Annotated in this window: 23 protein-coding genes; 11 read left to right on the plus strand and 12 right to left on the minus strand. The window is 62.1% G+C overall.

From position 1 onward, the window contains the following. Positions 1 to 14 precede the first annotated feature (14 nt). Positions 15 to 1,220 carry an aminotransferase class V-fold PLP-dependent enzyme gene (locus JFT44_RS19905; protein ID WP_057439916.1) on the plus strand — a complete coding sequence of 402 codons (1,206 nt, stop codon included), beginning with the start codon at positions 15 to 17 and terminating at the stop codon, positions 1,218 to 1,220. Next, a complete protein-coding gene (locus tag JFT44_RS19910) occupies positions 1,217 to 1,630 on the plus strand; it encodes a SufE family protein (RefSeq protein ID WP_120731797.1) in 414 nt (137 codons plus the stop codon). The genes JFT44_RS19905 and JFT44_RS19910 overlap by 4 nt, the downstream gene beginning before the upstream one ends. 55 nt (positions 1,631 to 1,685) lie before the next feature. On the opposite strand, the gene tcdA is transcribed toward JFT44_RS19910, so the two are convergent. Beyond that, positions 1,686 to 2,495 carry a tRNA cyclic N6-threonylcarbamoyladenosine(37) synthase TcdA gene (tcdA, locus tag JFT44_RS19915; RefSeq protein WP_057441812.1) on the minus strand — a complete coding sequence of 270 codons (810 nt, stop codon included), beginning with the start codon at positions 2,493 to 2,495 and terminating at the stop codon, positions 1,686 to 1,688. A gap of 219 nt (positions 2,496 to 2,714) precedes the next feature. Here tcdA and JFT44_RS19920 point away from each other — a divergent pair, with 219 nt between their 5' ends. From JFT44_RS19920 to JFT44_RS19935, 4 genes are all read left to right on the plus strand, one after another. Next, positions 2,715 to 5,306, plus strand: a complete 2,592-nt coding sequence (locus JFT44_RS19920) for a glycosyltransferase (RefSeq protein ID WP_198818016.1) — start codon at positions 2,715 to 2,717, stop codon at positions 5,304 to 5,306. A 233-nt stretch (positions 5,307 to 5,539) separates the two neighbouring features. Next, a complete protein-coding gene (gene dapE / locus JFT44_RS19925) occupies positions 5,540 to 6,691 on the plus strand; it encodes a succinyl-diaminopimelate desuccinylase (RefSeq protein ID WP_057958687.1) in 1,152 nt (383 codons plus the stop codon). Then, positions 6,691 to 7,500: a putative RNA methyltransferase gene (locus tag JFT44_RS19930; protein ID WP_057958686.1), complete on the plus strand. Its 810-nt coding sequence runs from the start codon at positions 6,691 to 6,693 to the stop codon at positions 7,498 to 7,500. Before dapE ends, JFT44_RS19930 begins: the two co-directional genes overlap by 1 nt. A 73-nt stretch (positions 7,501 to 7,573) precedes the next feature. Beyond that, positions 7,574 to 7,951, plus strand: coding sequence for a hypothetical protein (locus JFT44_RS19935; protein WP_057445111.1), 378 nt, complete (start codon positions 7,574 to 7,576; stop codon positions 7,949 to 7,951). A 143-nt stretch (positions 7,952 to 8,094) separates the two neighbouring features. Here the strand turns inward: JFT44_RS19935 and JFT44_RS19940 are convergent, their stop codons facing one another. Then, positions 8,095 to 8,304: a cold-shock protein gene (locus JFT44_RS19940; protein WP_057441757.1), complete on the minus strand. Its 210-nt coding sequence runs from the start codon at positions 8,302 to 8,304 to the stop codon at positions 8,095 to 8,097. A gap of 179 nt (positions 8,305 to 8,483) precedes the next feature. Here JFT44_RS19940 and plsB point away from each other — a divergent pair, with 179 nt between their 5' ends. From plsB to JFT44_RS19955, 3 genes are read left to right on the plus strand one after another with little or no spacing between them, the layout of a single operon-like run. Further along, on the plus strand, positions 8,484 to 10,988 hold the full coding sequence (plsB, locus tag JFT44_RS19945) for a glycerol-3-phosphate 1-O-acyltransferase PlsB (RefSeq protein ID WP_120731793.1): 2,505 nt from the start codon (positions 8,484 to 8,486) through the stop codon (positions 10,986 to 10,988). A 51-nt stretch (positions 10,989 to 11,039) separates the two neighbouring features. Beyond that, positions 11,040 to 11,441, plus strand: coding sequence for a YbaY family lipoprotein (locus JFT44_RS19950; protein ID WP_057958684.1), 402 nt, complete (start codon positions 11,040 to 11,042; stop codon positions 11,439 to 11,441). A 25-nt stretch (positions 11,442 to 11,466) separates the two neighbouring features. Further along, positions 11,467 to 12,153, plus strand: a complete 687-nt coding sequence (locus JFT44_RS19955; RefSeq protein ID WP_057958683.1) for a DUF4197 domain-containing protein — start codon at positions 11,467 to 11,469, stop codon at positions 12,151 to 12,153. Between the two features lie 83 nt (positions 12,154 to 12,236). Here the strand turns inward: JFT44_RS19955 and JFT44_RS19960 are convergent, their stop codons facing one another. From JFT44_RS19960 to JFT44_RS19970, 3 genes are all read right to left on the minus strand, one after another. Next, the gene (locus tag JFT44_RS19960; protein ID WP_057958682.1) at positions 12,237 to 12,419 is read right to left on the minus strand and encodes a hypothetical protein; all 183 of its coding nucleotides are present in this window, start codon (positions 12,417 to 12,419) and stop codon (positions 12,237 to 12,239) included. A 138-nt stretch (positions 12,420 to 12,557) separates the two neighbouring features. Then, positions 12,558 to 15,623, minus strand: a complete 3,066-nt coding sequence (locus JFT44_RS19965; protein WP_057958681.1) for an efflux RND transporter permease subunit — start codon at positions 15,621 to 15,623, stop codon at positions 12,558 to 12,560. Positions 15,624 to 15,629: 6 nt separating this feature from the next. After that, positions 15,630 to 16,733, minus strand: a complete 1,104-nt coding sequence (locus JFT44_RS19970) for an efflux RND transporter periplasmic adaptor subunit (RefSeq protein WP_198818019.1) — start codon at positions 16,731 to 16,733, stop codon at positions 15,630 to 15,632. Positions 16,734 to 16,825: 92 nt separating this feature from the next. Here JFT44_RS19970 and JFT44_RS19975 point away from each other — a divergent pair, with 92 nt between their 5' ends. Next, positions 16,826 to 17,461, plus strand: coding sequence for a TetR/AcrR family transcriptional regulator (locus JFT44_RS19975; RefSeq protein ID WP_057958679.1), 636 nt, complete (start codon positions 16,826 to 16,828; stop codon positions 17,459 to 17,461). Here the strand turns inward: JFT44_RS19975 and JFT44_RS19980 are convergent. Then, positions 17,439 to 18,233 carry a class I SAM-dependent methyltransferase gene (locus JFT44_RS19980; protein ID WP_186625584.1) on the minus strand — a complete coding sequence of 265 codons (795 nt, stop codon included), beginning with the start codon at positions 18,231 to 18,233 and terminating at the stop codon, positions 17,439 to 17,441. The genes JFT44_RS19975 and JFT44_RS19980 overlap by 23 nt on opposite strands. Positions 18,234 to 18,328: 95 nt before the next feature. On the opposite strand from JFT44_RS19980, the gene JFT44_RS19985 reads away from it, so the two are divergent. Beyond that, positions 18,329 to 18,949: a hypothetical protein gene (locus tag JFT44_RS19985; RefSeq protein WP_057958677.1), complete on the plus strand. Its 621-nt coding sequence runs from the start codon at positions 18,329 to 18,331 to the stop codon at positions 18,947 to 18,949. A 3-nt stretch (positions 18,950 to 18,952) separates the two neighbouring features. Here the strand turns inward: JFT44_RS19985 and JFT44_RS19990 are convergent, their stop codons facing one another. The 6 genes from JFT44_RS19990 to adk form a co-directional block, all read right to left on the minus strand. Next, positions 18,953 to 19,651: an extensin family protein gene (locus JFT44_RS19990; RefSeq protein WP_120731787.1), complete on the minus strand. Its 699-nt coding sequence runs from the start codon at positions 19,649 to 19,651 to the stop codon at positions 18,953 to 18,955. A 3-nt stretch (positions 19,652 to 19,654) separates the two neighbouring features. Beyond that, on the minus strand, positions 19,655 to 20,482 hold the full coding sequence (locus tag JFT44_RS19995; protein ID WP_057441771.1) for an oxaloacetate decarboxylase: 828 nt from the start codon (positions 20,480 to 20,482) through the stop codon (positions 19,655 to 19,657). A gap of 25 nt (positions 20,483 to 20,507) precedes the next feature. Further along, on the minus strand, positions 20,508 to 21,368 hold the full coding sequence (locus JFT44_RS20000; RefSeq protein WP_057441772.1) for a DUF72 domain-containing protein: 861 nt from the start codon (positions 21,366 to 21,368) through the stop codon (positions 20,508 to 20,510). After that, complete coding sequence (locus JFT44_RS20005) at positions 21,368 to 21,688, minus strand: hypothetical protein (RefSeq protein ID WP_057441774.1); 321 nt, start codon at positions 21,686 to 21,688, stop codon at positions 21,368 to 21,370. The genes JFT44_RS20000 and JFT44_RS20005 overlap by 1 nt, the downstream gene beginning before the upstream one ends. Positions 21,689 to 21,880: 192 nt before the next feature. After that, positions 21,881 to 22,564: a tRNA (adenosine(37)-N6)-threonylcarbamoyltransferase complex dimerization subunit type 1 TsaB gene (gene tsaB, locus JFT44_RS20010; protein WP_057958675.1), complete on the minus strand. Its 684-nt coding sequence runs from the start codon at positions 22,562 to 22,564 to the stop codon at positions 21,881 to 21,883. Between the two features lie 90 nt (positions 22,565 to 22,654). Beyond that, positions 22,655 to 23,302, minus strand: coding sequence for an adenylate kinase (gene adk, locus JFT44_RS20015; RefSeq protein WP_057441778.1), 648 nt, complete (start codon positions 23,300 to 23,302; stop codon positions 22,655 to 22,657). Positions 23,303 to 23,385: the final 83 nt, after the last annotated feature.

Below are 23,385 nucleotides of genomic sequence, written 5' to 3' on the forward strand. Positions count from 1 at the left end.
TGAGTCTTGAACCCATGCTTGTGCCCTCGCCCTGGCGCGCCGATTTCCCGGCCATCGCCACCTTGCAACGGCAAGACCAGACCTATCTGGACAACGCCGCTACCACGCAAAAACCTCAAGCCCTGCTGGACGCCCTTGGCCATTACTACGCCAATGGCGCGGCCAATGTGCACCGTGCCCAGCATTTGCCAGGCGCCCATGCGACCCAGGCGTTCGAGGACAGTCGCAGCAAAGTGGCGCAATGGCTCAACGTCGGTGACAGCGGGCAGATCATCTTTACCCACGGCGCGACGTCTGCGCTGAACCTCCTGGCCTATGGCCTGGAGCACCTTTTCAACCCGGGCGATGAGCTTGTCATCAGCGCCCTGGAACATCACGCCAACCTGCTGCCCTGGCAGCAACTGGCCAAACGCCGCGAGCTCACGCTGGTGGTGCTGCCCCTCGACGATGAGGGTTTGATCGACCTGCAAGCCGCCGCCACGATGATCGGCCCACGCACCCGCCTGCTGGCGGTGAGCCAGTTGTCCAACGTGCTGGGCGTCTGGCAGCCGTTGCCGCAGTTGCTGGCACTGGCCAAGGCCCACGACGCCTTGACCGTGGTGGATGGCGCCCAGGGCATCGTCCACGGCCGCCATGACGTGCAGGCCCTGGGCTGCGACTTCTACGTATTTTCCAGCCACAAACTTTATGGTCCGGACGGCGTCGGCGTGCTTTACGGCCGCACCGAAGCCCTGCATCGGCTGCGCCACTGGCAGTTTGGCGGCGAGATGGTGCAGCAGGCGGACTACCACAGCGCCAGCTTCCGCCCGGCGCCCCTGGGTTTCGAGGCGGGTACGCCACCGATTGCCGGGGTGATTGGCCTGGGGGCGACCCTGGATTACCTCAACTCCCTGGATCAACAGGCGGTGATCGCCCACGAAGCGGCACTGCACGACTACCTGTTGCGCGGTCTACAGGCACGCAAGGGCGTCCATCTGCTGGGCTCGCCTCAAGTCGCCCTGGCCAGCTTTGTGGTGGAGGGCGTGCACAACGCCGACCTCGCCCACCTGCTGACCGAGCAGGGCATCGCGGTACGCGCCGGTCATCACTGTGCGATGCCTTTGCTCAAGAGCCTGCATCTGTCGGGGGCGATCCGGGTTTCCCTGGCGTTGTACAACGACTCCGATGACCTGGAGCGTTTCTTTGAAGCGCTGGATCAGGCCCTGGACATGCTGCGATGAGCCTGCCCGCAGATGCACGTGTCGCGTTGCAGGCCTTTCAGGCCGTCGGCAGCTGGGAGCAACGCGCGCGCTTGTTGATGCAATGGGGCGAGCGGCTGCCGGCGTTGGCGCCTGAGGACAAGGTCGACGCCAACCTGGTGCAGGGCTGTGAAAGCCTGGTGTGGCTGGTGGGATGCTTGCGCGACGGCCATTGGCAGTTTGCCGCCAGCAGTGATGCACGCTTGATTCGCGGGTTGGTGGCGTTGCTGCTGGCGCGGGTCAACGGGCTGTCGGCGGAGGATTTGCAGGCAGTCGACCTGCCCGACTGGTTCAACCAGTTGGGGCTTTCCCGCCAGTTGTCGCCATCGCGCAGTAATGGCCTGAATGCGGTCCTGCAGCGCATGCGCCAATTGAGCCAAGCACAAAACTGAATGTGGGAGCTGGCTTGCCTGCTCCCACACTGTGATGGATGTCCAGCCGTGAGATTCAGGCGGGCTTGACCCGCTCGGACGGCCTGCGCACCCCAGCCACAATCTTGTCCACCGCCTTGGTCGCCGCGACCATGCCAAAAGTCGCCGTCACCATCATCACCGCGCCAAACCCGCCGGCGCAGTCCAGCTTGACGCCATCACCGACAAAACTCTTTTGCAAACAGATGCTGCCATCGGGCTTGGGATAGCGCAGTTGTTCGGTGGAGAACACGCAAGGCACGCTGTAGTGCCGGGTCACGGTGCGCGAGAACCCGTAGTCGCGGCGCAAGGTGGAGCGCACTTTCGAGGCCAGCGGGTCGTTGAAGGTGCGGTTCAGGTCGCACACCTGGATCAGCGTCGGGTCAATTTGCCCGCCGGCGCCGCCGGTGGTGATGATCTGGATTTTGCGCCGCTTGCACCAGGCAATCAGCGCCGCCTTGGCGTTGACCGCGTCGATGCAGTCAATCACACAGTCGATGGTCGGCGTGATGTACTCAGCCATGGTGTCGCGGGTTACGAAGTCCGCCACCGCGTGCACCGTGCAAGCGGGGTTGATCGCACGCAGGCGTTCGGCCATCACTTCGACCTTGGGCTTGCCCACCGTGCTGTCCAGGGCGTGCAACTGACGGTTGCTGTTGCTGACGCACACGTCGTCCAGGTCAAACAGCGAAATCTCGCCCACCCCGCAACGGGCCATGGCTTCAGCGGCCCAAGAGCCGACACCGCCCACGCCGACGATGGCCACATGGGCCGCTTTCAAGCGTTCCAGGCCTTCTATGCCATACAAGCGGGCGACGCCGGCAAACCGTGGATCTTCTGTACTCATGACCATTACCCCAAAAACCGGCGCGCATTATAGGGCTACGCAGCGATAAGTTCTAAGCTACAAGCTATAAGTAAAGAACTTACCGACGCTTTCGCTGCCCAATGCCCGGTTTTTCCTGGCTTGCTGTACGCAGAGTGCAGGGCCGATGGTAGGATGCGCGCCGTTCGGCGTACACCAACACGTCTATTCGTTCCACACCCTTTGGAACCCGAAACAGCTATGTCATCGCGTAAATTTGGACTCAACCTGGTGGTGGTGCTGGCAATTGCCGCGCTGTTCACCGGTTTCTGGGCGCTGATCAACCGCCCGGTCACTACCCCCAACTGGCCTCAGCAGATTTCCGGGTTTTCTTACTCGCCGTTCCAGCAGGGCCAGTACCCGCAAAAAGACCAGTACCCGACCGACGAACAAATGCGTCAGGACCTTGCGATCATGAGCAAGCTGACGGACAACATTCGGACCTATTCGGTCGACGGTCCTCTGGGGAATATCCCCAAGCTGGCGGAAGAGTTCGGCCTGCGTGTGACCCTGGGGATCTGGATCAGCCCGGACCTTGAGCGCAACGAGCGCGAAATCCAGCGGGCCATCGAGATCGCCAACAGTTCGCGCAGCGTGGTGCGTGTGGTGGTCGGCAACGAGGCCATCTTCCGCAAGGAGATCACCCCCGAGGAGCTGATTGTCCTGCTGGACCGGGTGCGCGCCGCCGTCAAAGTGCCAGTGACTACCTCCGAGCAGTGGCACATCTGGGAACACAACCCGCAACTGGGCAAGCATGTCGACCTGATCGCCGCGCACGTTCTGCCGTACTGGGAACATGTGCCGATGGCCCAGGCCGGGCAATTCGTCCTCGACCGGGCCAAGGACCTGAAGAAGACCTTCCCGAAAAAGCCACTGCTGCTGTCGGAAGTCGGCTGGCCGAGCAATGGCCGCATGCGCGGTGGCGCGGACGCCTCCCCGGCTGACCAGGCCATTTACCTGCGCACTCTGGTCAACAAGCTTAACCGCCAGGGCTACAACTACTTCGTGATCGAAGCCTTCGACCAACCCTGGAAAGCCAGTGACGAAGGCTCGGTGGGCGCCTACTGGGGCGTGTTCGACGCTGCGCGCCAGCAGAAATTCAACTTTGAAGGGCCGGTCGTGGCGATTCCGCAATGGCGGGTGCTGGCCATCGGCTCGGTGGTGTTGGCACTGCTGTCGCTGACCTTGCTGATGATCGACGGCTCGTCCCTGCGCCAGCGTGGCCGTACCTTCCTGACCTTCATCGCGTTCCTGTGCGGCTCGGTGCTGGTCTGGATCGGCTATGACTACAGCCAGCAATACAGCACGTGGTTCAGCCTGACCGTGGGCTTCTTGCTCGCGCTAGGTGCCATGGGCGTGTTTATCGTGTTGCTGACCGAGGCCCATGAACTGGCGGAAGCGGTCTGGACCCACAAACGCCGGCGTGAATTCCTGCCGGTTGAAGGGGATTCGCACTACCGCCCGAAAGTCTCCATCCATGTGCCGTGCTACAACGAGCCGCCGGAAATGGTCAAACAGACCCTCGACGCCCTGGCCGCCCTCGATTACCCGGACTACGAAGTCCTGATCATCGACAACAACACCAAGGACCCGGCGGTGTGGGAACCGGTACGCGACTACTGCCTGACCCTGGGCCCGCGCTTCAAGTTCTTCCACGTCGCGCCCCTGGCCGGCTTCAAGGGTGGCGCGCTGAACTACCTGATCCCGCACACCGCCAAGGATGCCGAAGTGATCGCGGTGATCGACTCGGACTACTGTGTGTCGCCCAACTGGCTCAAGCACATGGTGCCGCACTTCGCCGACCCGAAAATCGCCGTGGTGCAGTCGCCCCAGGATTACCGCGACCAGAACGAAAGCACCTTCAAGAAGCTCTGCTACGCCGAATATAAAGGCTTCTTCCATATCGGCATGGTCACCCGCAACGACCGCGACGCGATCATCCAGCACGGCACCATGACCATGACCCGCCGCTCGGTGCTCGAAGAACTGGGCTGGGCCGACTGGTGCATCTGTGAAGACGCCGAGCTGGGCCTACGGGTATTCGAGAAAGGTCTGTCGGCTGCGTACTACCACACCAGCTACGGCAAGGGCCTGATGCCCGATACCTTTATCGACTTCAAGAAACAGCGGTTCCGCTGGGCCTATGGCGCGATCCAGATCATCAAGCGCCACACCGCCAGCCTGCTGCGCGGCAAGGACACCGAGCTGACCCGTGGCCAGCGCTACCACTTCCTCGCGGGCTGGTTGCCGTGGGTAGCGGACGGCATGAACATCTTCTTCACCGTCGGTGCCCTGTTGTGGTCGGCGGCGATGATCATTGTGCCGACCCGGGTCGACCCGCCGTTGCTGATCTTCGCAATCCCGCCGTTGGCGCTGTTTGTGTTCAAGGTCGGCAAGATCATCTTCCTCTACCGCCGCGCCGTTGGTGTGAACCTCAAGGATGCGTTCTGCGCAGCCCTGGCCGGGTTAGCGTTGTCCCATACCATCGCCAAGGCAGTGCTGTATGGCTTCTTCACCACCAGTATTCCGTTCTTTCGTACACCGAAAAACGCGGATAACCACGGCTTCTGGGTAGCGATTTCCGAAGCCCGCGAAGAGATGTTCATTATGTTGCTGCTGTGGGGCGCGGCGCTGGGGATCTACCTGGTGCAGGGCCTGCCAAGCAATGACATGCGCTTCTGGGTGGTGATGCTGCTGGTGCAATCACTGCCGTATGTGGCGGCGCTGATCATGGCGTTCCTGTCGTCACTGCCGAAACCGGCAGCGGTGGCGGAGCCCGCGACGGCCGCGTAAAAACTTGCGCAATGCACTAAACGGCGGCCTCTGGTCGCCGTTTTGCTATAAGATAACGGCCCTTTATGGGTTCAGGCAGCCACTGCCCCCCCTTGTGGGAGCGGGCTTGCCCGCGATGGCATCGCTGCGGTGCAAGTGCTACACCGCGGCGCCTGCATCGCGGGCAAGCCCGCTCCCACATTGGATATATTTCACTCTCGTCTTGCGCCCTGACACACCTTCGGAGTTTTCCCATGACGGCCCACGCCGACCTTTCGCCGACCCTCCAACTCGCTATCGACTTGATCCGCCGCCCGTCGGTGACACCGATCGACGCCGATTGCCAGAAGCTGATGATGCAGCGCCTGGGCGACGCCGGCTTTGCGCTTGAGCCGATGCGCATCGAAGATGTGGACAACTTCTGGGCCACCCACGGCAAACACGAAGGCCCGGTGCTGTGCTTCGCCGGCCACACCGACGTGGTCCCGACCGGCCCGGTGCAGGCCTGGCAGAATGACCCGTTCGACGCATTGATCGACGAACACGGCATGTTGTGCGGGCGTGGCGCGGCCGACATGAAAGGCAGCCTGGCCGCGATGCTGGTGGCCTCCGAGCGCTTTGTGAAGGACTACCCGGACCACAAGGGTTCGGTGGCGTTCCTGATCACCAGCGACGAAGAAGGCCCGGCGCACCACGGCACCAAGGCAGTGATCGAGCGCCTGGCAGCACGCAAGGAGCGCCTGGACTGGTGCATCGTCGGTGAACCGTCGAGCACCACCCTGGTGGGCGATGTGGTCAAGAACGGCCGTCGCGGCTCCCTCGGTGCGACCCTGACCGTGCGCGGTGTGCAAGGCCACGTGGCTTACCCGCACCTGGCAAAGAACCCGATCCACCTGGCCGCCCCGGCCCTGGCCGAACTGGCCGCCGAGCATTGGGACAACGGCAATACCTTCTTCCCGCCGACCAGCTTCCAGATTTCCAACCTCAATTCCGGCACCGGGGCCACCAACGTGATCCCGGGTGACCTGACGGCGGTGTTCAACTTCCGTTTCTCCACCGAGTCCACCGTCGAAGGCCTGCAACAGCGGGTCGCGGCGATTCTCGACAAGCATGGCCTGGACTGGCATGTGGAGTGGGCGCTGTCGGGCCTGCCGTTCCTGACCGAGCCGGGCGCGCTGCTCGATGCGGTGTCCGCCAGCATCAAGGCCATTACCGGCCGCGAGACCCAGGCGTCCACCAGCGGCGGCACGTCCGACGGGCGCTTTATCGCGACCCTCGGCACCCAAGTGGTGGAACTGGGCCCGGTCAACGCGACGATCCATCAGGTCAACGAGCGCATTCTGGCCAGCGACCTCGATGTGCTGACCGAAATCTACTACCAGACCCTGATCAAGTTGCTCGCCTGATGCTTGCTTGCCCCATTTGCAGTGCGCCCCTCAATGAGGTGGATAGTGGCGTGGTATGCCCGGCCGGGCACCGGTTCGACCGGGCCCGCCAGGGTTACCTGAACCTGTTGCCGGTGCAGCACAAGAACAGCCGTGACCCAGGCGATAACCTGGCCATGGTGCAAGCGCGCCGCGACTTCCTCAATGCCGGGCACTACGCGCCTGTGGCCAGGCGCCTGGCCGCCCTGGCAGCCGAACGCAAACCCCAGCGCTGGCTGGATATCGGTTGCGGCGAAGGCTACTACACCGCGCAAATCGCCGATGCCCTGCTGCGCGCCGATGGTTATGCCCTGGATATTTCCAAGGAAGCAGTCAAGCGCGCGTGCAAACGCAACCCGACGCTGACTTGGCTGATCGCCAGCATGGCCCGCGTGCCGCTGGCCGACGGCAGTTGCCAGTTCCTCGCCAGCGTGTTCAGCCCCCTGGACTGGCAGGAAGCCAAGCGTCTGCTCAGCCCGGGCGGCGGCCTGATGAAGGTCGGACCGACCAGCGGCCACCTGATGGAACTGCGCGAACGCCTGTACGACGAAGTGCGCGAGTACACCGACGACAAGCACCTGGCCCTGGTGCCAGACGGCATGAGCCTGCAACACAGCGAAGTGCTGGAGTTCAAGCTCAGCCTGGCCGACCCCGGGGACCGCGCCAATCTGCTGGCGATGACCCCCCATGGCTGGCGTGCCAGCGCCGAGCGCCGCGCCCAGGTGATCGAGCAGGCCGAACCGCTGCTGGTCACCGTGTCGATGCGCTACGACTATTTCGTGCTTCAATAACCGACTATTCCGGGCCTTTGCGCCCACCCTGAATCCGCGAATGGATTTTCGAATCCCGCAACGAGGAACATCCATGCGCCAACCCGATATCGAGATTTACCTCAAGGACGCCGACGTCGACTACAAGGCTATCGCCGCCTGGCTCGGCGCTGCCCTGGGGCCGTGCACCGACTGGGTACAGAAGGGCCAGACCTACAAGTGCAAGGCCGGCAATGTGCCAGTGACCTGGCTGCCCAAGGCCGTGGGCAAATGGAACAGCCTGTACCTGGAAAGCGACCAGACCCCGTGGGAAGACGACATCGCCTGCGCCCGTGCGGCCTTTGCCGCGCTGAACGTTGAAGTGCGCTGCGCGCCGGGGACGTGGGTCGAGGAAGAAGGTGAAGAAAGCGCCGACACCTGGATTCGGATCAGCACCGACGGTGAAGAGCAGATCACCTGGAAAACCACCTGATTCTGAACTGTGAACCCAATCAGATGTGGGAGCGGGCTTGCTCGCGAAAGCAGTCAATCAGTCAACCTCTACAGTGACTGATTCAGCGCTTTCGCGAGCAAGCCCGCTCCCACATGGGTTCAGCGGCGTTGCAGAAATCTGCTTTAAAGACCGACTACATCCTCAGCCTGCAAGCCCTTGTCGCCGGTCACCACGGCGTATTCCACCTGCTGGCCCTCGGCCAGGGAGCGGTGGCCTTCACCGCGGATAGCGCGGTAGTGCACAAACACATCCTTGCCATCCTCCCGCTGGATAAAACCATAGCCCTTGGCGTCGTTGAACCACTTCACATTGCCGGTTTCGCGCGTTGTCATCTGTTTGCTCCCACTGGTTTTTATTGTTGAGTCAGTCGCATTGAACTGCCGAGTATAAGACAGGCTCAAAAACGATCAACTCAACTTTACATCGCTGCTTTTTTGCCGATTTTCGGCGAATACGGCACACTACCCGCCCGAGCGCCTGCTCGGTTTTTTCCACTCAAAGCAGCACGCCTATGACCCGCTCCCCGTTCCGCCGTCTGGTATTTGGCACCTTGCGCCGACTGTTGTACCTCTGGGTTCGCTCGGAGACGATCAACCAGTCGTCCCTCACCCTTAACCTGGACCGCAGCCGGCCGGTGTTCTACGTCCTGCAATCGCCCTCCCTGACCGAACTGGCCGTGGTGGATGCCGAGTGCACCAAGGCCGGCTTGCCGCGCCCGGTGCTGCCGGTGTCCGTTGGCCCGTTGATGGAACCGGCGGCGTTCTTCTACCTGACCCCGGACCCGGACTGGCTCGGCCGCCAGGACAAGCGCGGCGCGCCGCCGACCCTGACCCGCCTGGTCAACACCCTGACCGAGCATGCCGAAGAAAACGCCCAGATCATTCCGGTCAGCGTGTTCTGGGGCCAGTCGCCCGCCAGCGAGTCGAGCCCCTGGAAACTGCTGTTCGCCGACAGTTGGGCAGTCACCGGGCGCCTGCGCCGGCTGTTGAGCATCCTGATCCTGGGGCGCAAGACCCGAGTGCAATTCTCTGCGCCAATCAACCTGCGTGAATTGATCGAGCACAATAAAGGTCACGAACGCACCGTACGAATGGCCCAACGCATCCTGCGGGTACACTTTCGCAACCTGAAGACTGCGGTGATCGGCCCCGACCTGTCCCACCGGCGCAACCTGGTCAAAGGCCTGGTGAATATGCCACTGGTGCGCCAGGCGATCCTCGACGAGGCCGAGCGGGAAAAGATCACCCCGGAAAAAGCCAAGGCCCAGGCCCTGCGCTATGGCAACGAAATTGCCTCGGACTACACCTACACCGCCATCCGCTTCCTCGAAGTGGTGCTGAGCTGGTTCTGGAACAAGATCTACGACGGCATCAAGGTCAACAATATCGAAGGTGTGCAAAAGGTCGCCCAGGGCTACGAAGTGATCTACGTGCCCTGCCACCGCAGCCATATCGACTACCTGCTGCTGTCTTACCTCCTATTCAAGAACGGCCTGACCCCGCCGCACATTGCTGCCGGGATTAATCTCAATATGCCGGTGATCGGCAGCCTGTTGCGCCGCGGCGGGGCGTTTTTCATGCGCCGTACCTTCAAGGGCAACCCGCTGTACACCTCGGTGTTCAACGAATACCTGCATACCCTGTTCACCAAGGGCTTCCCGGTGGAGTACTTCGTCGAAGGCGGCCGCTCGCGCACCGGGCGCATGCTGCAACCCAAGACCGGGATGCTGGCGATCACCCTGCGCAGCTTCCTGCGCTCCTCGCGCATGCCCATCGTGTTTGTGCCGGTGTATATCGGCTATGAACGGGTGCTGGAAGGCCGCACCTACCTGGGCGAACTGCGCGGGGCGACGAAAAAGAAAGAGTCGATCTTCGATATCTTCAAGGTCATTGGCGCGCTGAAGCAGCGCTTTGGCCAGGTGGCGGTCAACTTCGGCGAGCCGATCAAGCTGGCGGAATTCCTTGACCAGGAGCAACCGGACTGGCGCGCCCAGGATCTGGCACCGAACTACAAGCCGGCCTGGTTGAATGAGACCACCAACCGCCTCGGCGAGCGCGTGGCCCAGCACCTCAACGAGGCGGCCGCGATCAACCCGGTGAACCTGGTAGCGTTGGCGCTACTGTCCACTAGCCGCCTGGCCCTGGACGACCAGGCCATGGCCCGGGTGCTGGACCTGTACCTGGCGCTGCTGCGCCGGGTGCCCTACTCGCCCCACACCACGCTGCCCGAAGGTGACGGCCAGGCCTTGATCAAGCACGTCAAGGACATGAACCTGCTGTCGGAACAGAGTGATGCCCTGGGCAAGATCCTCTATCTGGACGAGCAAAACGCCGTCCTGATGACCTATTACCGCAACAACGTGCTGCATATCTTCGCCCTGCCGGCGCTGTTGGCCAGCTTCTTCCAGAGCAGCTCGCGCATGAGCCGCGAACAGATCCTGCGCTACACCCGTGCGCTCTATCCGTACCTGCAATCGGAGTTGTTCATCCGCTGGACCCTGGACGAACTTGACGCAGTGGTCGACCAGTGGCTCGAAGCCTTGGTAGAACAAGGTCTGCTGCGCTTTGAAAACAACATCTACCTGCGCCCGGCGCCCAGTTCGCGCAACTTTGTGCTGCTGACCCTGCTGTCCAAGAGCATTGCCCAGACCCTGCAACGCTTCTACATGGCCATTTCCCTGCTGCTCAACAGTGGCCAGAACAGCATCAGCGCCGAAGAGCTGGAAGACTTGTGCACGGTCATGGCCCAGCGCCTGTCGATCCTGCATGGCCTGAATGCCCCGGAGTTCTTCGATAAGAGCCTTTTCCGACATTTTATTCAGACGTTGCTCGAGCAAGATGTGCTGCGTCGCGATGAAGCCGGCAAGTTGAGTTACCACGACCTGCTCGGCGAATTGGCCGAAGGCGCAGCCAAACGGGTGTTGCCGGCGGAGATTCGCCTGTCGATCCGCCAGGTCGCGTTGCACCGCAATGAAGAAGCGCCCGCACCGGACGCCGAGGCGGACGAAACCCGCTAGATTTACCAGGGCGCCAGGGTGTTTCTGGCGCCGTTGACAAGGAGCTGTACCATGAAAAAAATCATCCTCTTGGGCCTGACCGCCCTGCTGGGAGCCTGTCACTCGATGAATCCTGCGCCCAAAGCCAGCCTTGATGGCGAAGTGTTCTACCTGCAACGCATCGCCCTGCCGCCCGCCGCGACCTTGAGCGTCAGCCTGCAGGATGTGTCCCTGGCCGATGCGCCCGCCGTCACCCTGGCCGAGCAGAAAGGCCCGGTCAACGGCCAGGTGCCGCTGCCCTTCCACCTGAGCTACGACCCGGCCCAGGTCAAGCCTGGCCACAGCTATTCGGTCAGCGCTCGCATCGAGCTGGATGGCAAGCTAATGTTTATCACCACCGAGCGCCATTCGGTGCAGTTGAACGGCCAGGATTCCCAGCCGCTGCGCCTGCGCGTTGACGCCGTTGCCCACTGATCCAGTCGATTAAAAGGAAGCGCCCATGCTCCGTAACTCTCTTCGCCTCACCACCTTGTGTGCCGGCCTGCTGCTCGGTGCCAACGCCATGGCCCTGTCCCTCGGTGACCTGTCCCAGGGCGACGCTACCGGCGGCCTCAAGGACGCCCTGACCCAAGGCGCACAGATTGCCGTCAAGCAACTGGGGGCTCCCGGTGGCTTCAGCAACAACCCCGAGGTCAAGATCGGTTTGCCGGGCAAGCTGGAGAAAGCCGCCGGCGCCCTGAAAATGCTCGGCATGGGCGATCAGATCACCCAGCTTGAAGACAGCATGAACAAGGCTGCCGAATCCGCCGTGACCCAGGCCCAGCCGATTCTGGTGAATGCCGTGAAAAACATGAGCGTGAACGACGCCAAGGGCATCCTCAGCGGTGGCCAGGATTCGGCGACCCAGTATCTGGACAAAAGCAGCCGTGAGCAGATCCGCGCCAAGTTCCTGCCGATCGTCAAGCAATCCACGGACAAGGTCGGTGTAGCCCAGCAATACAACGCGCTCGCCAAAAAGGCGCCCCTGGGTTTACTGGGTGGCAAGAGCGACAGCGTCGAAAACTACGTGACTGAGCAAGCGCTGGACGGCTTGTTCAAGATGATTGCCCAACAGGAAGAAAGCATTCGCCAGAACCCGGCAGCCGCCGCGACCAGCCTGGCGAAGAAAGTGTTCGGTGCCCTCTAGGTACACCGTCGGTAACCAACAACAACGCCCCGAATAATTGGGGCGTTGGTGTTATTGCCCAGCGGACATGCCCCTTACTACCATCAGCTGTAGCTGATTTTCCCCTCGTACTTGATGGTACTGGAGAACTGCGGCGGTTGAGCGTGGTGGTGGTGGTGGCAGGGCGGAGGCTTGCATTTGGATTTACCGCGCTTGCCCATTTTGAAGGCCATCATCGGCATCATGCCCAGACCTATACCTATACCACCCATTGCAAATAAACCCATAGGTAATTCCTCGCAGGTTGATAAAGCCTTGTTCTGTAACAACCCCGTTGCCAGAAGAAGGTACCTGTAACTCAGGTACCCCTAAGTGGCAAACACGCAGGAAAAAGTTCCTAAACCCTGTAGCCGATTCACGCAGGCTTATGCCGAGTGCGGCTTGACCCGGAACCACGCCGCATACAGCGCCGGCAAAAACAGCAGCGTCAACGCCGTCGCCACAATCAACCCGCCCATGATCGCCACCGCCATCGGCCCGAAAAACACACTGCGCGACAGCGGGATCATCGCCAACACCGCCGCCAGGGCCGTCAGCACAATCGGCCGGAAGCGCCGCACGGTGGCTTCGATAATCGCCTGCCAAGGCTCCAGGCCCGCCTTGATGTCCTGCTCGATCTGGTCCACCAGGATCACCGAGTTACGCATGATCATCCCCGACAACGCGATGGTCCCCAACATGGCCACGAAGCCAAACGGCTGGCGGAACACCAGCAGGAACAGCGTCACCCCGATCAGCCCCAGCGGCGCGGTCAGGAACACCATGGCCGTGCGCGAGAAGCTGCGCAGTTGTAGCATCAGCAAGGTCAGCACCACCACGATAAACAGCGGCACCCCGGCCTTCACCGAGTTCTGCCCTCGGGCGGAGTCTTCCACGGTGCCGCCCACGTCCAACAGGTAACCGTCCGGCAATTCGGCACGTACATCGGCCAGGGTCGGCAGGATCTGCTGGACCAGGGTCGCCGGTTGCTCCTTGCCGTAGATATCAGCACGTACAGTCACCGTTGGCAGGCGGTTGCGGTGCCAGATAATGCCCTCCTCGAAGCCATATTCCAGGGTGGCGATCTGCGACAGCGCCACGCTGGTGCCGTTGTCGGTCGGCACCGCCAGGCTCGGCAGCAGCGACAGTTCGGTGCGCTCATGCACGGTGCCGCGCAGGAGGATTTCGATCAACTCGTTGTCTTCCCGGTATTGGCTGACGCTGGAGCCGGTCAGGGAACTCTGGAGGAATTTCGACAGGTTGGCGGTGCTCACGCCCAAGGCGCGGGCGCGGTCCTGGTCGACATTGAGGTAGACGATCTTGCTCGGCTCTTCCCAGTCCAGATGCACGTTGACCACGTGGCTGTTCTCACGCACCTTGGCCGCGACCTTGCGCGCCAGGGCCCGCACTTCTTCGATGTGCTCGCCGGTCACGCGGAACTGCACCGGGTAACCAACCGGCGGGCCGTTCTCCAGGCGGGTGACCCGCGAACGCAGGTCGGGGAATTGCTCGTTGAGGGTTTCGATCAACCAGGTGCGCAGGGTTTCGCGCTCCTCGATGGTCTTGGCCAACACCACAAACTGGGCAAAGCTGGCCGCCGGCAGTTGCTGGTCCAGGGGCAGGTAGAAGCGCGGTGAGCCGGTGCCGACATAGGCCACATAGTTTTCGATCCCCTCATGCGCCTTGAGCAAGCCTTCGAGACGCTTGACCTGCTCGGCGGTGCTGCTCAGGGAGGCGCCTTCCGCCAGTTTCAGGTCGACCATCAGTTCCAGGCGCCCGGACGCCGGGAAGAATTGTTGCGGGACAAAACGGAACAGCGCCACCGAGCCGATAAACAGCAGCACGGTCAGCACAATCACTGTTTTGCGGCGGCGCACACACCACTCCACCCAGCGCCTTACGCGCTGGTAGAACGGCGTGCCGTACGGATCCGGCCCATCAGTACCGTGCTTGGCCGCATGAATTTTCGCCAGGTCCGGCAGAAGCTTTTCCCCCAGATACGGCACAAACACCACAGCGGCGACCCACGAGGCCAGCAGCGCGATGGTCACCACCTGAAAGATCGAGCGGGTGTATTCGCCGGTACTCGATTGCGCGGTGGCAATCGGCAGGAAGCCGGCTGCGGTGATCAGCGTACCGGTGAGCATCGGAAACGCCGTACTGGTCCAGGCGAAACTGGCTGCCTTGAGACGGTCGTAGCCCTGCTCCATTTTGATCGCCATCATTTCCACGGCGATGATCGCGTCGTCCACCAACAGGCCCAGGGCTAGGACCAGCGCCCCCAGGGAAATCTTGTGCAGGCCGATGCCCAGGTAATACATGCAGGCAAACGTCATCGCCAACACCAGCGGAATCGCCAGTGCCACCACCATGCCGGTGCGCACACCGAGGGAAAAGAAACTCACCAGCAATACAATCGCCAAGGCCTCGGCCAAGACCTGGACGAATTCGCCCACGCTGGTCTTCACCGCAGCCGGCTGGTCCGACACCTTGCGCAGTTCCATGCCTGCCGGAAGGTTCTTCTGCAGGCGTGCGAACTCGCCCTCCAGGGCCTTGCCCAGTATCAGGATATCGCCACCATCGCGCATGGCCACGGCCAGGCCGATTGCGTCGTCCCCCATATAGCGCATACGCGGCGCCGGAGGGTCGTTGAAGCCCCGGTGAATCTCGGCCACATCGCCGATGCGGAAGGTACGGTCGCCGACGCGGATCGGGAAATTGCGGATCTCTTCGACCGTCTTGAAGTTACCCGACACCCGCAGTTGCACGCGCTCGCTCGGGGTCTCGAAGAACCCGGCGGTGGATACCGCGTTCTGCTCCTGCAACGCCTGCTGCACCGCTGCCAGGGGCAGGCCGAGGGTGGCGAGCTTGAGGTTGGACAGCTCGATCCAGATCTTCTCGTCCTGCAACCCCAGCAGCTCGACCTTGCCCACATCCGGCACCCGTTGCAGCTGGATCTGGATACGGTCGGCGTAGTCCTTGAGCACCGCGTAGTCAAACCCCTCGCCGGTCAGGGCGTAGATATTGCCAAAGGTGGTGCCGAATTCGTCGTTGAAGAACGGGCCCTGGATGTCCGGTGGCAGGGTCTGGCGGATATCGCTGATCTTCTTGCGCACCTGGTACCACAGGTCGGGAATCTGCGCCGAGTGCATCGAGTCCCGCGCCATAAACGTGACCTGGGATTCGCCCGGGCGGGAGAACGAGACAATGCGCTCGTACTCGCCGGTTTCCATCAGTTTCTTTTCAATGCGCTCGGTGACCTGGCGCGAGACTTCCTGGGCCGTGGCCCCTGGCCAGTTGGTCTTGATGACCATGGCTTTGAAGGTGAACGGCGGGTCTTCACTTTGCCCCAGCTTGGTGTAGGACAACGTACCGACGACGGCCAACAGCAGCATCAGGAACAGGACGATCTGGCGATTGCGCAACGCCCATTCGGAAAGATTGAAACCCATCGGGGACTACTCCTTGTTGGCCGTCAGATTCACCACCCGGTTGGAGCGATCCACCGGGCGTACTTGCTGGCCCTCATGGAGCACATGGACACCGGCGGCAATCACCCAGTCGGTGGGGCTCAGGCCTTCAAGCACCGGTACGCTTTTTTCACCGAACGCGCCGATGCGCACCGCCGTGCGCTTGAGGGTGTTATCCGGCTTGACCAACCAGACGTAGGACGCGCCGTTCTCTGCGCTGAGGGCAGACAGCGGTACCGACAACGGAATCACGCCGTCGGCCTGGATAAAGACCCGCGCGCTCTGCCCCAGCTCCGCCGGGACTTTGCCGGCGTTGAAGGCGACACGGGCGGCGAAGGTGCGCGACTTGGGATCGGCCGCCGGCGACAGCTCGCGAATGCGCCCCTCGAAGCGTTGGTCGGGCTGGCTCCACAGCTCCACGGAGACCGGCTGGCCGACCTTGAAGCGACCGAAGCTCTGCTCCGGGAAGCTGATCAACACTTCACGCTCGCCATCGGTGGCCAGGGTGAACACGGTCTGCCCGGCCGACACCACTTGCCCGACTTCCACTGCACGCTTGGCGACCACGCCATCCTGGGGCGCGCGCAGCACGGCATAGCCGGCCTGGTTGTTGGCCACGTCGAATTCAGCCTTGATCTGCTGCAGGCGTGCGACCCCAGAACGGTAGAGGTTTTCGGAATTGTCGTACTGGGAACGGCTGACCATCTGACGGTCCATCAGGGTCTTGTAGCGATCACGCTCGGCCCGTACCAGGCTCAGGTTGGCCTCGGCTGCCGTGACCTGGGCACGGGTGGCCTGCAGTTGCAGGCGTACATCCTGGGGGTCGAGCTCTGCCAGCGGCTGGTTGGCCTTGACGCGCTCGCCCTCCTCCACCAGCCGGCGACTGACTTTGCCACCAATGCGAAAGGCCAGGTCCGGCTCATAACGGGCGCGAACCTCGCCTGGATAACTGTCCATTGCCAGCGCCGAGGGCTGTGGCTGCACCACCATGGCCGGGCGGACGGTGGTTTGGGCCGCTTCTTCATGGCCGCAGGCAGCCAATAAAAGAGCAAGGCTGGCAGGCAACGCGAGGTGCAGAAAAATGCTGCGCATGCTGAAGGACCTTTCGCAAATGGTGCTTGGAGTAATTATACTGGCCAGTATGTTATTAATACCAAACTCACCAGTCCAGTATTAAAGTGAAAATGTCCGACAATCCTGTAAACACCAATAGCCCCGGGCGTCCCAAGGACATGGCAAAACGCCAGGCAATCCTCGACGCGGCGAAAATCCTGTTTTTGAGCAATGGTTACGCGAGTACCAGCATGGATGCCGTGGCCGTTGAGGCTGGCGTGTCGAAACTGACGGTCTACAGCCACTTCACCGACAAGGAAACGCTGTTCACCGCCGCCGTTGAGGCCAAGTGCGAAGCACAACTGCCGGTGATGTATTTCGAGTTGCCGGACGACGTGCCAGTGGAGAAGGTGCTGCTGAACATCGCCCGAGGCTTTCACCTGCTGATCAACAGCGAGGAATCGGTGAACCTGCATCGCCTGATGATGACCTCAGGCAATCAGGATCCGAAGCTGTCGCAGATCTTCTTCGAAGCCGGCCCCATGCGGATGTTGCAGGGCATGGAGCGCCTGCTGGGCAAGATCAATCAAAGTGGCGCATTGCGCATCGACAAGCCGTTTACCGCAGCCGAGCACTTCTTTTGCCTGCTCAAGGGCACGGCAAACTTCTGCTTGCTGTATGGCTGCGGCGAACGCTTGAGCGAAGCGGCCGCCGAGGAGCATGTGCAGGAAGTGGTGGGATTGTTTATGCGGGCGTACCGGCCTTGAGCGCTTTCTTCGGATAAATATCGTACCGGCTGGATTTGCCATCCAGCGCATGGCTCGGCTTGGGCCCCTCAATGCACGGCGCCTTGCGTGGGCGCTTCACCACCACCCGGTGGCTGGCCAGGGCCAAGGCCGCCGCGAGCAATGCCGGGGCATCCGGATCGTCACCCACCAGCGGGCGGAACAGGCGCATTTCCTTCTTCACCAGGGCGGTTTTCTCCCGATGGGGAAACATTGGGTCGAGGTAGATCACCTGCGGCAGCTCACCTTCCCAATTACGCATCACCTCGATGGAATTGCCCTTGAGCAGGGTCATCCGCGCAACAATCGGCGCCACTTCAAAATCCTCCGCCCCACGCGCCAGGCCATCTTCGAGCAAGGCACCGATCAACGGCTGACGTTCGATCAGGCTCATCTCGCAGCCCAGGCTGGCCAGCACGAAGGCATCCTTACCCAGGCCGGCCGTGGCATCCAGCACTCGCGGGCGCACGCCTTGGGAGACCCCCACCGCCTTGGCAATCATCTGCCCGCTGCCCCCCCCATAGAGCCGCCGATGGGCAGCACCGCCCTCGACAAAATCCACCCGCACCGGGCCAGGCGCATCCGGGCCCAGCTGTTGCAGCTGCAGGCCATGCTCACCCACTTGCAGGGCAAAATCGGCGTCCGCCAGTTGCAACGGCAGGCCGAGCTGCTCGGCCCAGTGCTGGGCACGGGCCTGAAAACCGTCGGCCAAGGCCTCGACCCGAATGCGGCTGGCCGCGGGTTGTTCGCTCATCGTTTACTACGCTCAAAAATATTAAGGATCGGCAAACAGCGGCCGATAAAAAAGGATCAGGCATTTTGCCAGACCCTGAGCGTCGACCGAGAGAAATGTCAGACATTCATTCCCTATTCACCGGTGTCCTGCCGACCCACAACCACTTCGGCCTGCGCAATACCCAAGCGCTGGCCGGCGTCAGTCATGTGTGGCAGGACTTCTTCGCCCGGGCGTTGGCCGAGCAGCTTGGCCAGGAGCCAGGCGCGCAGTTGGCCGCCGATCCGGTGCCGGTGGATGCCTCGGTCGAACCCAGCGCCGGCAGCGACCTGCTGACGCAAATCGTCACCCAGCGTCATTGCGATGTCCAGGACACCGAGATCGCCCCGCCTGAGCCACTGTTCCTGCCGATTGCCGAGTTCGAACTGGACCTGCTGCCACCGGCGGCCGTGCCGTTCCCGGAGGATGAAATCGTTGCCCAGCAACGCCAGCAGAACTTCGAGAGTGGCTGGGTACGGCCGATTGTCCTGACCGCCGGCCAGCCATTGCCCGAGCCAGGCCCGGCGCCGCAACCCAAGCCGCTGTTCCTGCCGATTGCCGAATTCGAACTGGACCTGCTGCCACCGGCGGCCGAGCCATACCCCGACGAGGAACTGGTGCAACAGCAAAAGGCCCTGGACTTCGATTGCGGCTGGGCCCGCCCATTGATCCTCAACAACCTGCGCCTGGCGGCCTGACCCTTAGCGGCACACCCACCAACGCCCCATATCCAAATGGAAATGGTTGCGATGGGCGGCGTTGTAATCCGGGCTCAAGACCACGTTGAAATCATTGCACGCACTGTCGCGCACCTGCCGCAAAAAACGCGCGCTGGCCCCCTCTCCTGGCCAATCCTTCAACACATTGATGCTGCGTCCATCCGCCAGGCGAAACCCGGCAATGTCCAGGGCATTGGCCGAGGCATGCTGGCTGAGTCGCCCTTCAGCCCGCCCATACATATTGCGGCAGGCAAAACTGCCGAGGTGATCGACCCGCGTCACCGCCTGGCCAAACACCGCCTGGGCAGCCGGCTGCAAGCTGTGGCGCTCGAACAGGGCAAACGCCACCGCCAAGGGGCAACTGGCGAGAAAACTGCTGCTCAACCCCACCTCCGCGCCCTGAACCCGCAACGTGTTGCGCAATGGGCAAGCCGCATCCGCCGGGCTGTCCGCTTGATGGCTGACCCGCAACCCGGAGGTTTTCAGCACCTGGTCGCACAGGGCGGGATCGTCCTGCAAGCGCCCCAGTTTGAAGCGGGTCAGCAGGTTAGGCGCAGCTTGCACATCCAAGGGCGCCCAGGGGTTCCACTCAGCGGGCAGCGGCACCCAGCCGCGCCAGATGCCTACGAGTAGGCCGCCGGCGAGTAGCAGCAACACACCCAACACTTTGAAAAAAGCCACGTCTCAACCCTTGCACAACTGATTTGCCTGGCTGAACGGCATCGAGCGCTCGGTAAAGGTAAAGGTTCCCAGTTCCTGAACCTCCCGCGCGGCCCTGAAGAACTCCCCATAGGCCGCCAGGGCCATGGCCGAGCCGACGCTGATGCGCTTGACGCCCATCTCGCTCAGTTGCGCCACCGAGAGCTTGAGGCCACCTGACATCAACACATTCACCGGTTTTGGCGCCACCGCCCGTACCACCGCCAATACTTCCTCAGCACTGCGCAGGCCCGGGGCATACAGCACGTCGGCACCCGCTTCGGCGTAGGCCTGCAAACGGCGAATAGTGTCGGGAAAATCCAGGCGACCATGTAGGAGGTTTTCCGCACGGGCCGTCAGCATGAAGGGAAATGGCAAGCTGCGTGCCGCAGCGACGGCAGCCTCGATGCGTTCAACAGACAGATCAAAGGGGTAGATCGGGTCGACCGCAATCCCGGTAGCGTCTTCGATAGAACCGCCGACGATGCCAGTAGCGGCTGCCCGCAACAGGCTTTGGGCACAACCTTGAGGCGTATCGCTGAAGCCGTTTTCCAGGTCCGCCGCCACCGGCAGCGCGGTGGCCTGAACGATCATCCCGGCGTTGCCCAGAGTATCCTCCAGCGATAGCGCGCCTTCAGCATCCGGACGCCCCAGACTGAAGGCAAAACCCGCGCTGGTAGTGGCCAGGGCTTCAAAACCGAGGCTGGCGAGCATCTTGGCGGAACCGGCGTCCCACGGGTTGGGCATCACGAATGCACGATCACGCTCGTGCAGGGCTCGAAAGGATTCGGCGCGAAGGGTTTGGGCATCCATGACTGACTCCAGGCACAAAAAAACCCTAGAGTAACCCCAGTTGCTCCACCGCGGGTTCCCGATGCAACTGCGCCAGCGCCGGCAACCCCGGCAACCGCTCCATCAATTGCTGATGAAAGCGTATGGCCAGTTGGGCCGCCAGGCGGTTATCCGAGGTGTGCAGGAACACGTAAGGCGTGCGCCCCTCCTCAATCCAGCCAGCGACTTTTTCAAGCCAGGGCACGAGGAACGGGTCGTTGGCTTCCAGGTCCGGGTGACCGATAAAGCGTACCTGGGGAAACTGGGTCAACGCCGCTGGCCGGGGCGGTACCTTGGGCTTTTTCGATTGGGCGTGGAGCACCGCTGCCGAAGTCGACGTGCAACTGAACAAAGCTCGTGGATCCAGGCAGATACGCTCGACCCCGCGATCACGCAGCAGGCGGTTGAGGCTGCGCTCGGCGTCACCCTTGGCGAAGAACTCACGATGACGCACCTCCACCGCCAACGGGCGCTCCAGGCCGTCGATAAACCCTGCCAGCTCCCCCAGCCGCTGCGGGGTGAAGCTGGCCGGCAGTTGCAGCCACAACGGCGACACCCGCTCGCCCAGCGGGCTCATCAAGCCAAGAAAGCTTTCGGCGGCGGGCAACTGTTCGCGCAGGTCGGCACTGTGGCTGATATCACCGGGAAATTTGGCGGTAAACCGAAAGTGCGCGGGCATGATCTCGGCCCAACGCTGCACGGTGGCCACCGAGGGCCGCGCGTAGAAGGTGGTGTTGCCTTCGCAGGCATTGAACACTTGGCAATACAGCCCGAGAAAATCCGTGGCGCGGGCGTCTTGCGGATACAGGTACTCGCGCCAGGCGTTTTCACTCCAGGACGGGCAACCGAGGAAATAAGGCAACAGCATCAGATGTGGATATCGAGACCCAGCACTTCCATATCCCATTCGACAAAGCCGGCAGTGGTCAGGTAGCTGGCCAGGGCCGTAGCGACGTTTTTGCTCATGGAGCGCGGGAAGATCATGTCTTGCTGGCGGGCCGGAACGCCGCCGATACGCGAACCGCTGGCACCTTGGGCACGGGCGGAAACTGCCGCGCCCTGGGAGGTTTCGGGCTGGACTTCAATAAAGTCGGGGGATTCTTCGACGGACTCGTCTACCGTCACGTTCGCCTTGCGTGGCTTGCGCTTGAGGGGGTAGGACTGGGTAGAAAAGCCGTCTATACGCATACATGCAGATCCGCTATCAATGATGGCAATTTAGCGGCACTTTCCTTGGCACGCAAATGCTCTGGTGATAACTAGAACACATAAACGGGCAAAGGTTTAAACCCAGGGACAAATTCTGACGATTGGCGCGAATTGCCTGCGATCAACGGTGGGGCTCGGCAGCTCCCACACTAGAGGCTGAGCGCAATAAGCCTAGAGCCCGCGCTCGGCCTTGGTCTGTGCCACTTTATCGCGCAGGTACACCGGAGCGGCCTGATCAGCCGGGATCGCCTCGCCGCGCTCCCAGGCAAAACGCGCCAGGCTCAGCAGGTCTTCGGCATGGGGCAACATCCCGGCATCCTGGCCGGCCGTGGCCACGGCGATACGTTCGCCATAACCCCACCCCGTACCAGCGCCAAACCAGTCGCCACTGGCATCGGCCGGCAACGCGGCGGCCTCGGGCGGCTGCACGGCCTCGACGCCGACCAGGCGCATCTCACCAGCGGTTTCGCGGTAGCAGCCCCAATAGACCTCATCCATCCGCGCATCAATGGCGGCCGCGACCTGGCGTGCGCCATGTTCACGCAACGCGCGCTGGGCCAACACGGCGAGGTTGGACACCGGCAGTACCGGCCGCTCCAGGGCAAACGCCAGGCCCTGCACCACACCGATGGCGATGCGCACACCGGTGAATGCACCCGGGCCGCGGCCAAAGGCGATGGCGTCTACCGCCGACAGGGTGGTGCCGGCATCGAGCAATAGCTGCTTGATCATCGGCAGCAGCTTTTGCGCGTGCAGGCGCGGGATCACCTCATAGTGGCTCGTGACCTTGCCGTTATGCAGCAGGGCAACGGAGCAAGCTTCAGTCGCGGTGTCCAGGGCCAGCAGGGTGCTCATCGGTATGGGTGTCCAAATCGAAAAAAAGTGCGCCAGTATAAACAACAACGGCCCGCAAGCGGGCCGTTGAACGTCAAGCCAATCGTCAGATCAGTTCAGCGCTTCCAGCACCTTGGCGGTGATGGCTTCCACCGAGCCAACGCCCGGGATGTGGCTGTATTTCGGCTTGCCCTGGGCAGCCGACAGCTTCTGGTAGAACTCTACCAGCGGCTTGGTCTGGGAGTGGTAGACCGACAGGCGATGACGCACGGTTTCTTCGGTGTCGTCTTTGCGCTGCACCAGGTCATCACCGGTTACATCATCCTTGCCAGCCACTTTTGGCGGGTTGTAGACGATGTGGTAGACGCGACCCGAGGCTTCGTGAACGCGGCGACCGGCGATACGCTGGACGATCTCTTCATCTTCAACGGCGATTTCAACCACAGCGTCCAGCTCGACGCCGGCTTTCACCAGGGCTTCGGCCTGGGGAATGGTGCGTGGGAAACCGTCGAACAGGAAACCGTTCTTGCAGTCGTCCTGGCTGATGCGTTCCTTGACCAGGTTGATGATCAGGTCGTCGGAGACCAGGCCACCGCTGTCCATCACGCTCTTGGCGATCAGGCCCAGCTCGGTGCCGGCCTTGACGGCAGCGCGCAGCATGTCGCCAGTGGAGATTTGTGGAATGCCGAACTTTTCAGTGATGAACTTTGCCTGAGTACCTTTACCGGCCCCGGGAGCTCCCAGCAGAATGACGCGCATCGATGTGCTCCTCAATTTTTTATAGAGATGACGCTCGGATTCGCCGCGTGGGGCCAATCTCGTAGAATATGCTCGTAAAAATA

The organism is Pseudomonas sp. MF5691 (assembly GCF_016405645.1).
Classification (GTDB): domain Bacteria; phylum Pseudomonadota; class Gammaproteobacteria; order Pseudomonadales; family Pseudomonadaceae; genus Aquipseudomonas; species Aquipseudomonas shahriarae.

What these genes read in the sequence shown, in the direction of transcription:
- plsB (WP_120731793.1), top strand. Translation starts at nt 8,484, where the DNA reads ATGACCCGCTCCCCGTTCCGCCGTCTGGTATTTGGCACCTTGCGCCGA.
- JFT44_RS19935 (WP_057445111.1), top strand. Translation starts at nt 7,574, where the DNA reads ATGCGCCAACCCGATATCGAGATTTACCTCAAGGACGCCGACGTCGAC.
- JFT44_RS19960 (WP_057958682.1), bottom strand. Translation starts at nt 12,419, where the DNA reads ATGGGTTTATTTGCAATGGGTGGTATAGGTATAGGTCTGGGCATGATG.
- JFT44_RS19985 (WP_057958677.1), top strand. Translation starts at nt 18,329, where the DNA reads ATGTCAGACATTCATTCCCTATTCACCGGTGTCCTGCCGACCCACAAC.
- JFT44_RS19980 (WP_186625584.1), bottom strand. Translation starts at nt 18,233, where the DNA reads ATGAGCGAACAACCCGCGGCCAGCCGCATTCGGGTCGAGGCCTTGGCC.
- JFT44_RS19940 (WP_057441757.1), bottom strand. Translation starts at nt 8,304, where the DNA reads ATGACAACGCGCGAAACCGGCAATGTGAAGTGGTTCAACGACGCCAAG.
- JFT44_RS19910 (WP_120731797.1), top strand. Translation starts at nt 1,217, where the DNA reads ATGAGCCTGCCCGCAGATGCACGTGTCGCGTTGCAGGCCTTTCAGGCC.
- JFT44_RS19955 (WP_057958683.1), top strand. Translation starts at nt 11,467, where the DNA reads ATGCTCCGTAACTCTCTTCGCCTCACCACCTTGTGTGCCGGCCTGCTG.
- adk (WP_057441778.1), bottom strand. Translation starts at nt 23,302, where the DNA reads ATGCGCGTCATTCTGCTGGGAGCTCCCGGGGCCGGTAAAGGTACTCAG.
- JFT44_RS19975 (WP_057958679.1), top strand. Translation starts at nt 16,826, where the DNA reads ATGTCCGACAATCCTGTAAACACCAATAGCCCCGGGCGTCCCAAGGAC.
- dapE (WP_057958687.1), top strand. Translation starts at nt 5,540, where the DNA reads ATGACGGCCCACGCCGACCTTTCGCCGACCCTCCAACTCGCTATCGAC.
- tcdA (WP_057441812.1), bottom strand. Translation starts at nt 2,495, where the DNA reads ATGAGTACAGAAGATCCACGGTTTGCCGGCGTCGCCCGCTTGTATGGC.
- JFT44_RS19905 (WP_057439916.1), top strand. Translation starts at nt 15, where the DNA reads ATGCTTGTGCCCTCGCCCTGGCGCGCCGATTTCCCGGCCATCGCCACC.
- JFT44_RS19920 (WP_198818016.1), top strand. Translation starts at nt 2,715, where the DNA reads ATGTCATCGCGTAAATTTGGACTCAACCTGGTGGTGGTGCTGGCAATT.
- JFT44_RS20005 (WP_057441774.1), bottom strand. Translation starts at nt 21,688, where the DNA reads ATGCGTATAGACGGCTTTTCTACCCAGTCCTACCCCCTCAAGCGCAAG.
- JFT44_RS19995 (WP_057441771.1), bottom strand. Translation starts at nt 20,482, where the DNA reads ATGGATGCCCAAACCCTTCGCGCCGAATCCTTTCGAGCCCTGCACGAG.
- JFT44_RS19970 (WP_198818019.1), bottom strand. Translation starts at nt 16,733, where the DNA reads ATGCGCAGCATTTTTCTGCACCTCGCGTTGCCTGCCAGCCTTGCTCTT.
- JFT44_RS19930 (WP_057958686.1), top strand. Translation starts at nt 6,691, where the DNA reads ATGCTTGCTTGCCCCATTTGCAGTGCGCCCCTCAATGAGGTGGATAGT.
- JFT44_RS20000 (WP_057441772.1), bottom strand. Translation starts at nt 21,368, where the DNA reads ATGCTGTTGCCTTATTTCCTCGGTTGCCCGTCCTGGAGTGAAAACGCC.
- JFT44_RS19950 (WP_057958684.1), top strand. Translation starts at nt 11,040, where the DNA reads ATGAAAAAAATCATCCTCTTGGGCCTGACCGCCCTGCTGGGAGCCTGT.
- tsaB (WP_057958675.1), bottom strand. Translation starts at nt 22,564, where the DNA reads ATGAGCACCCTGCTGGCCCTGGACACCGCGACTGAAGCTTGCTCCGTT.
- JFT44_RS19965 (WP_057958681.1), bottom strand. Translation starts at nt 15,623, where the DNA reads ATGGGTTTCAATCTTTCCGAATGGGCGTTGCGCAATCGCCAGATCGTC.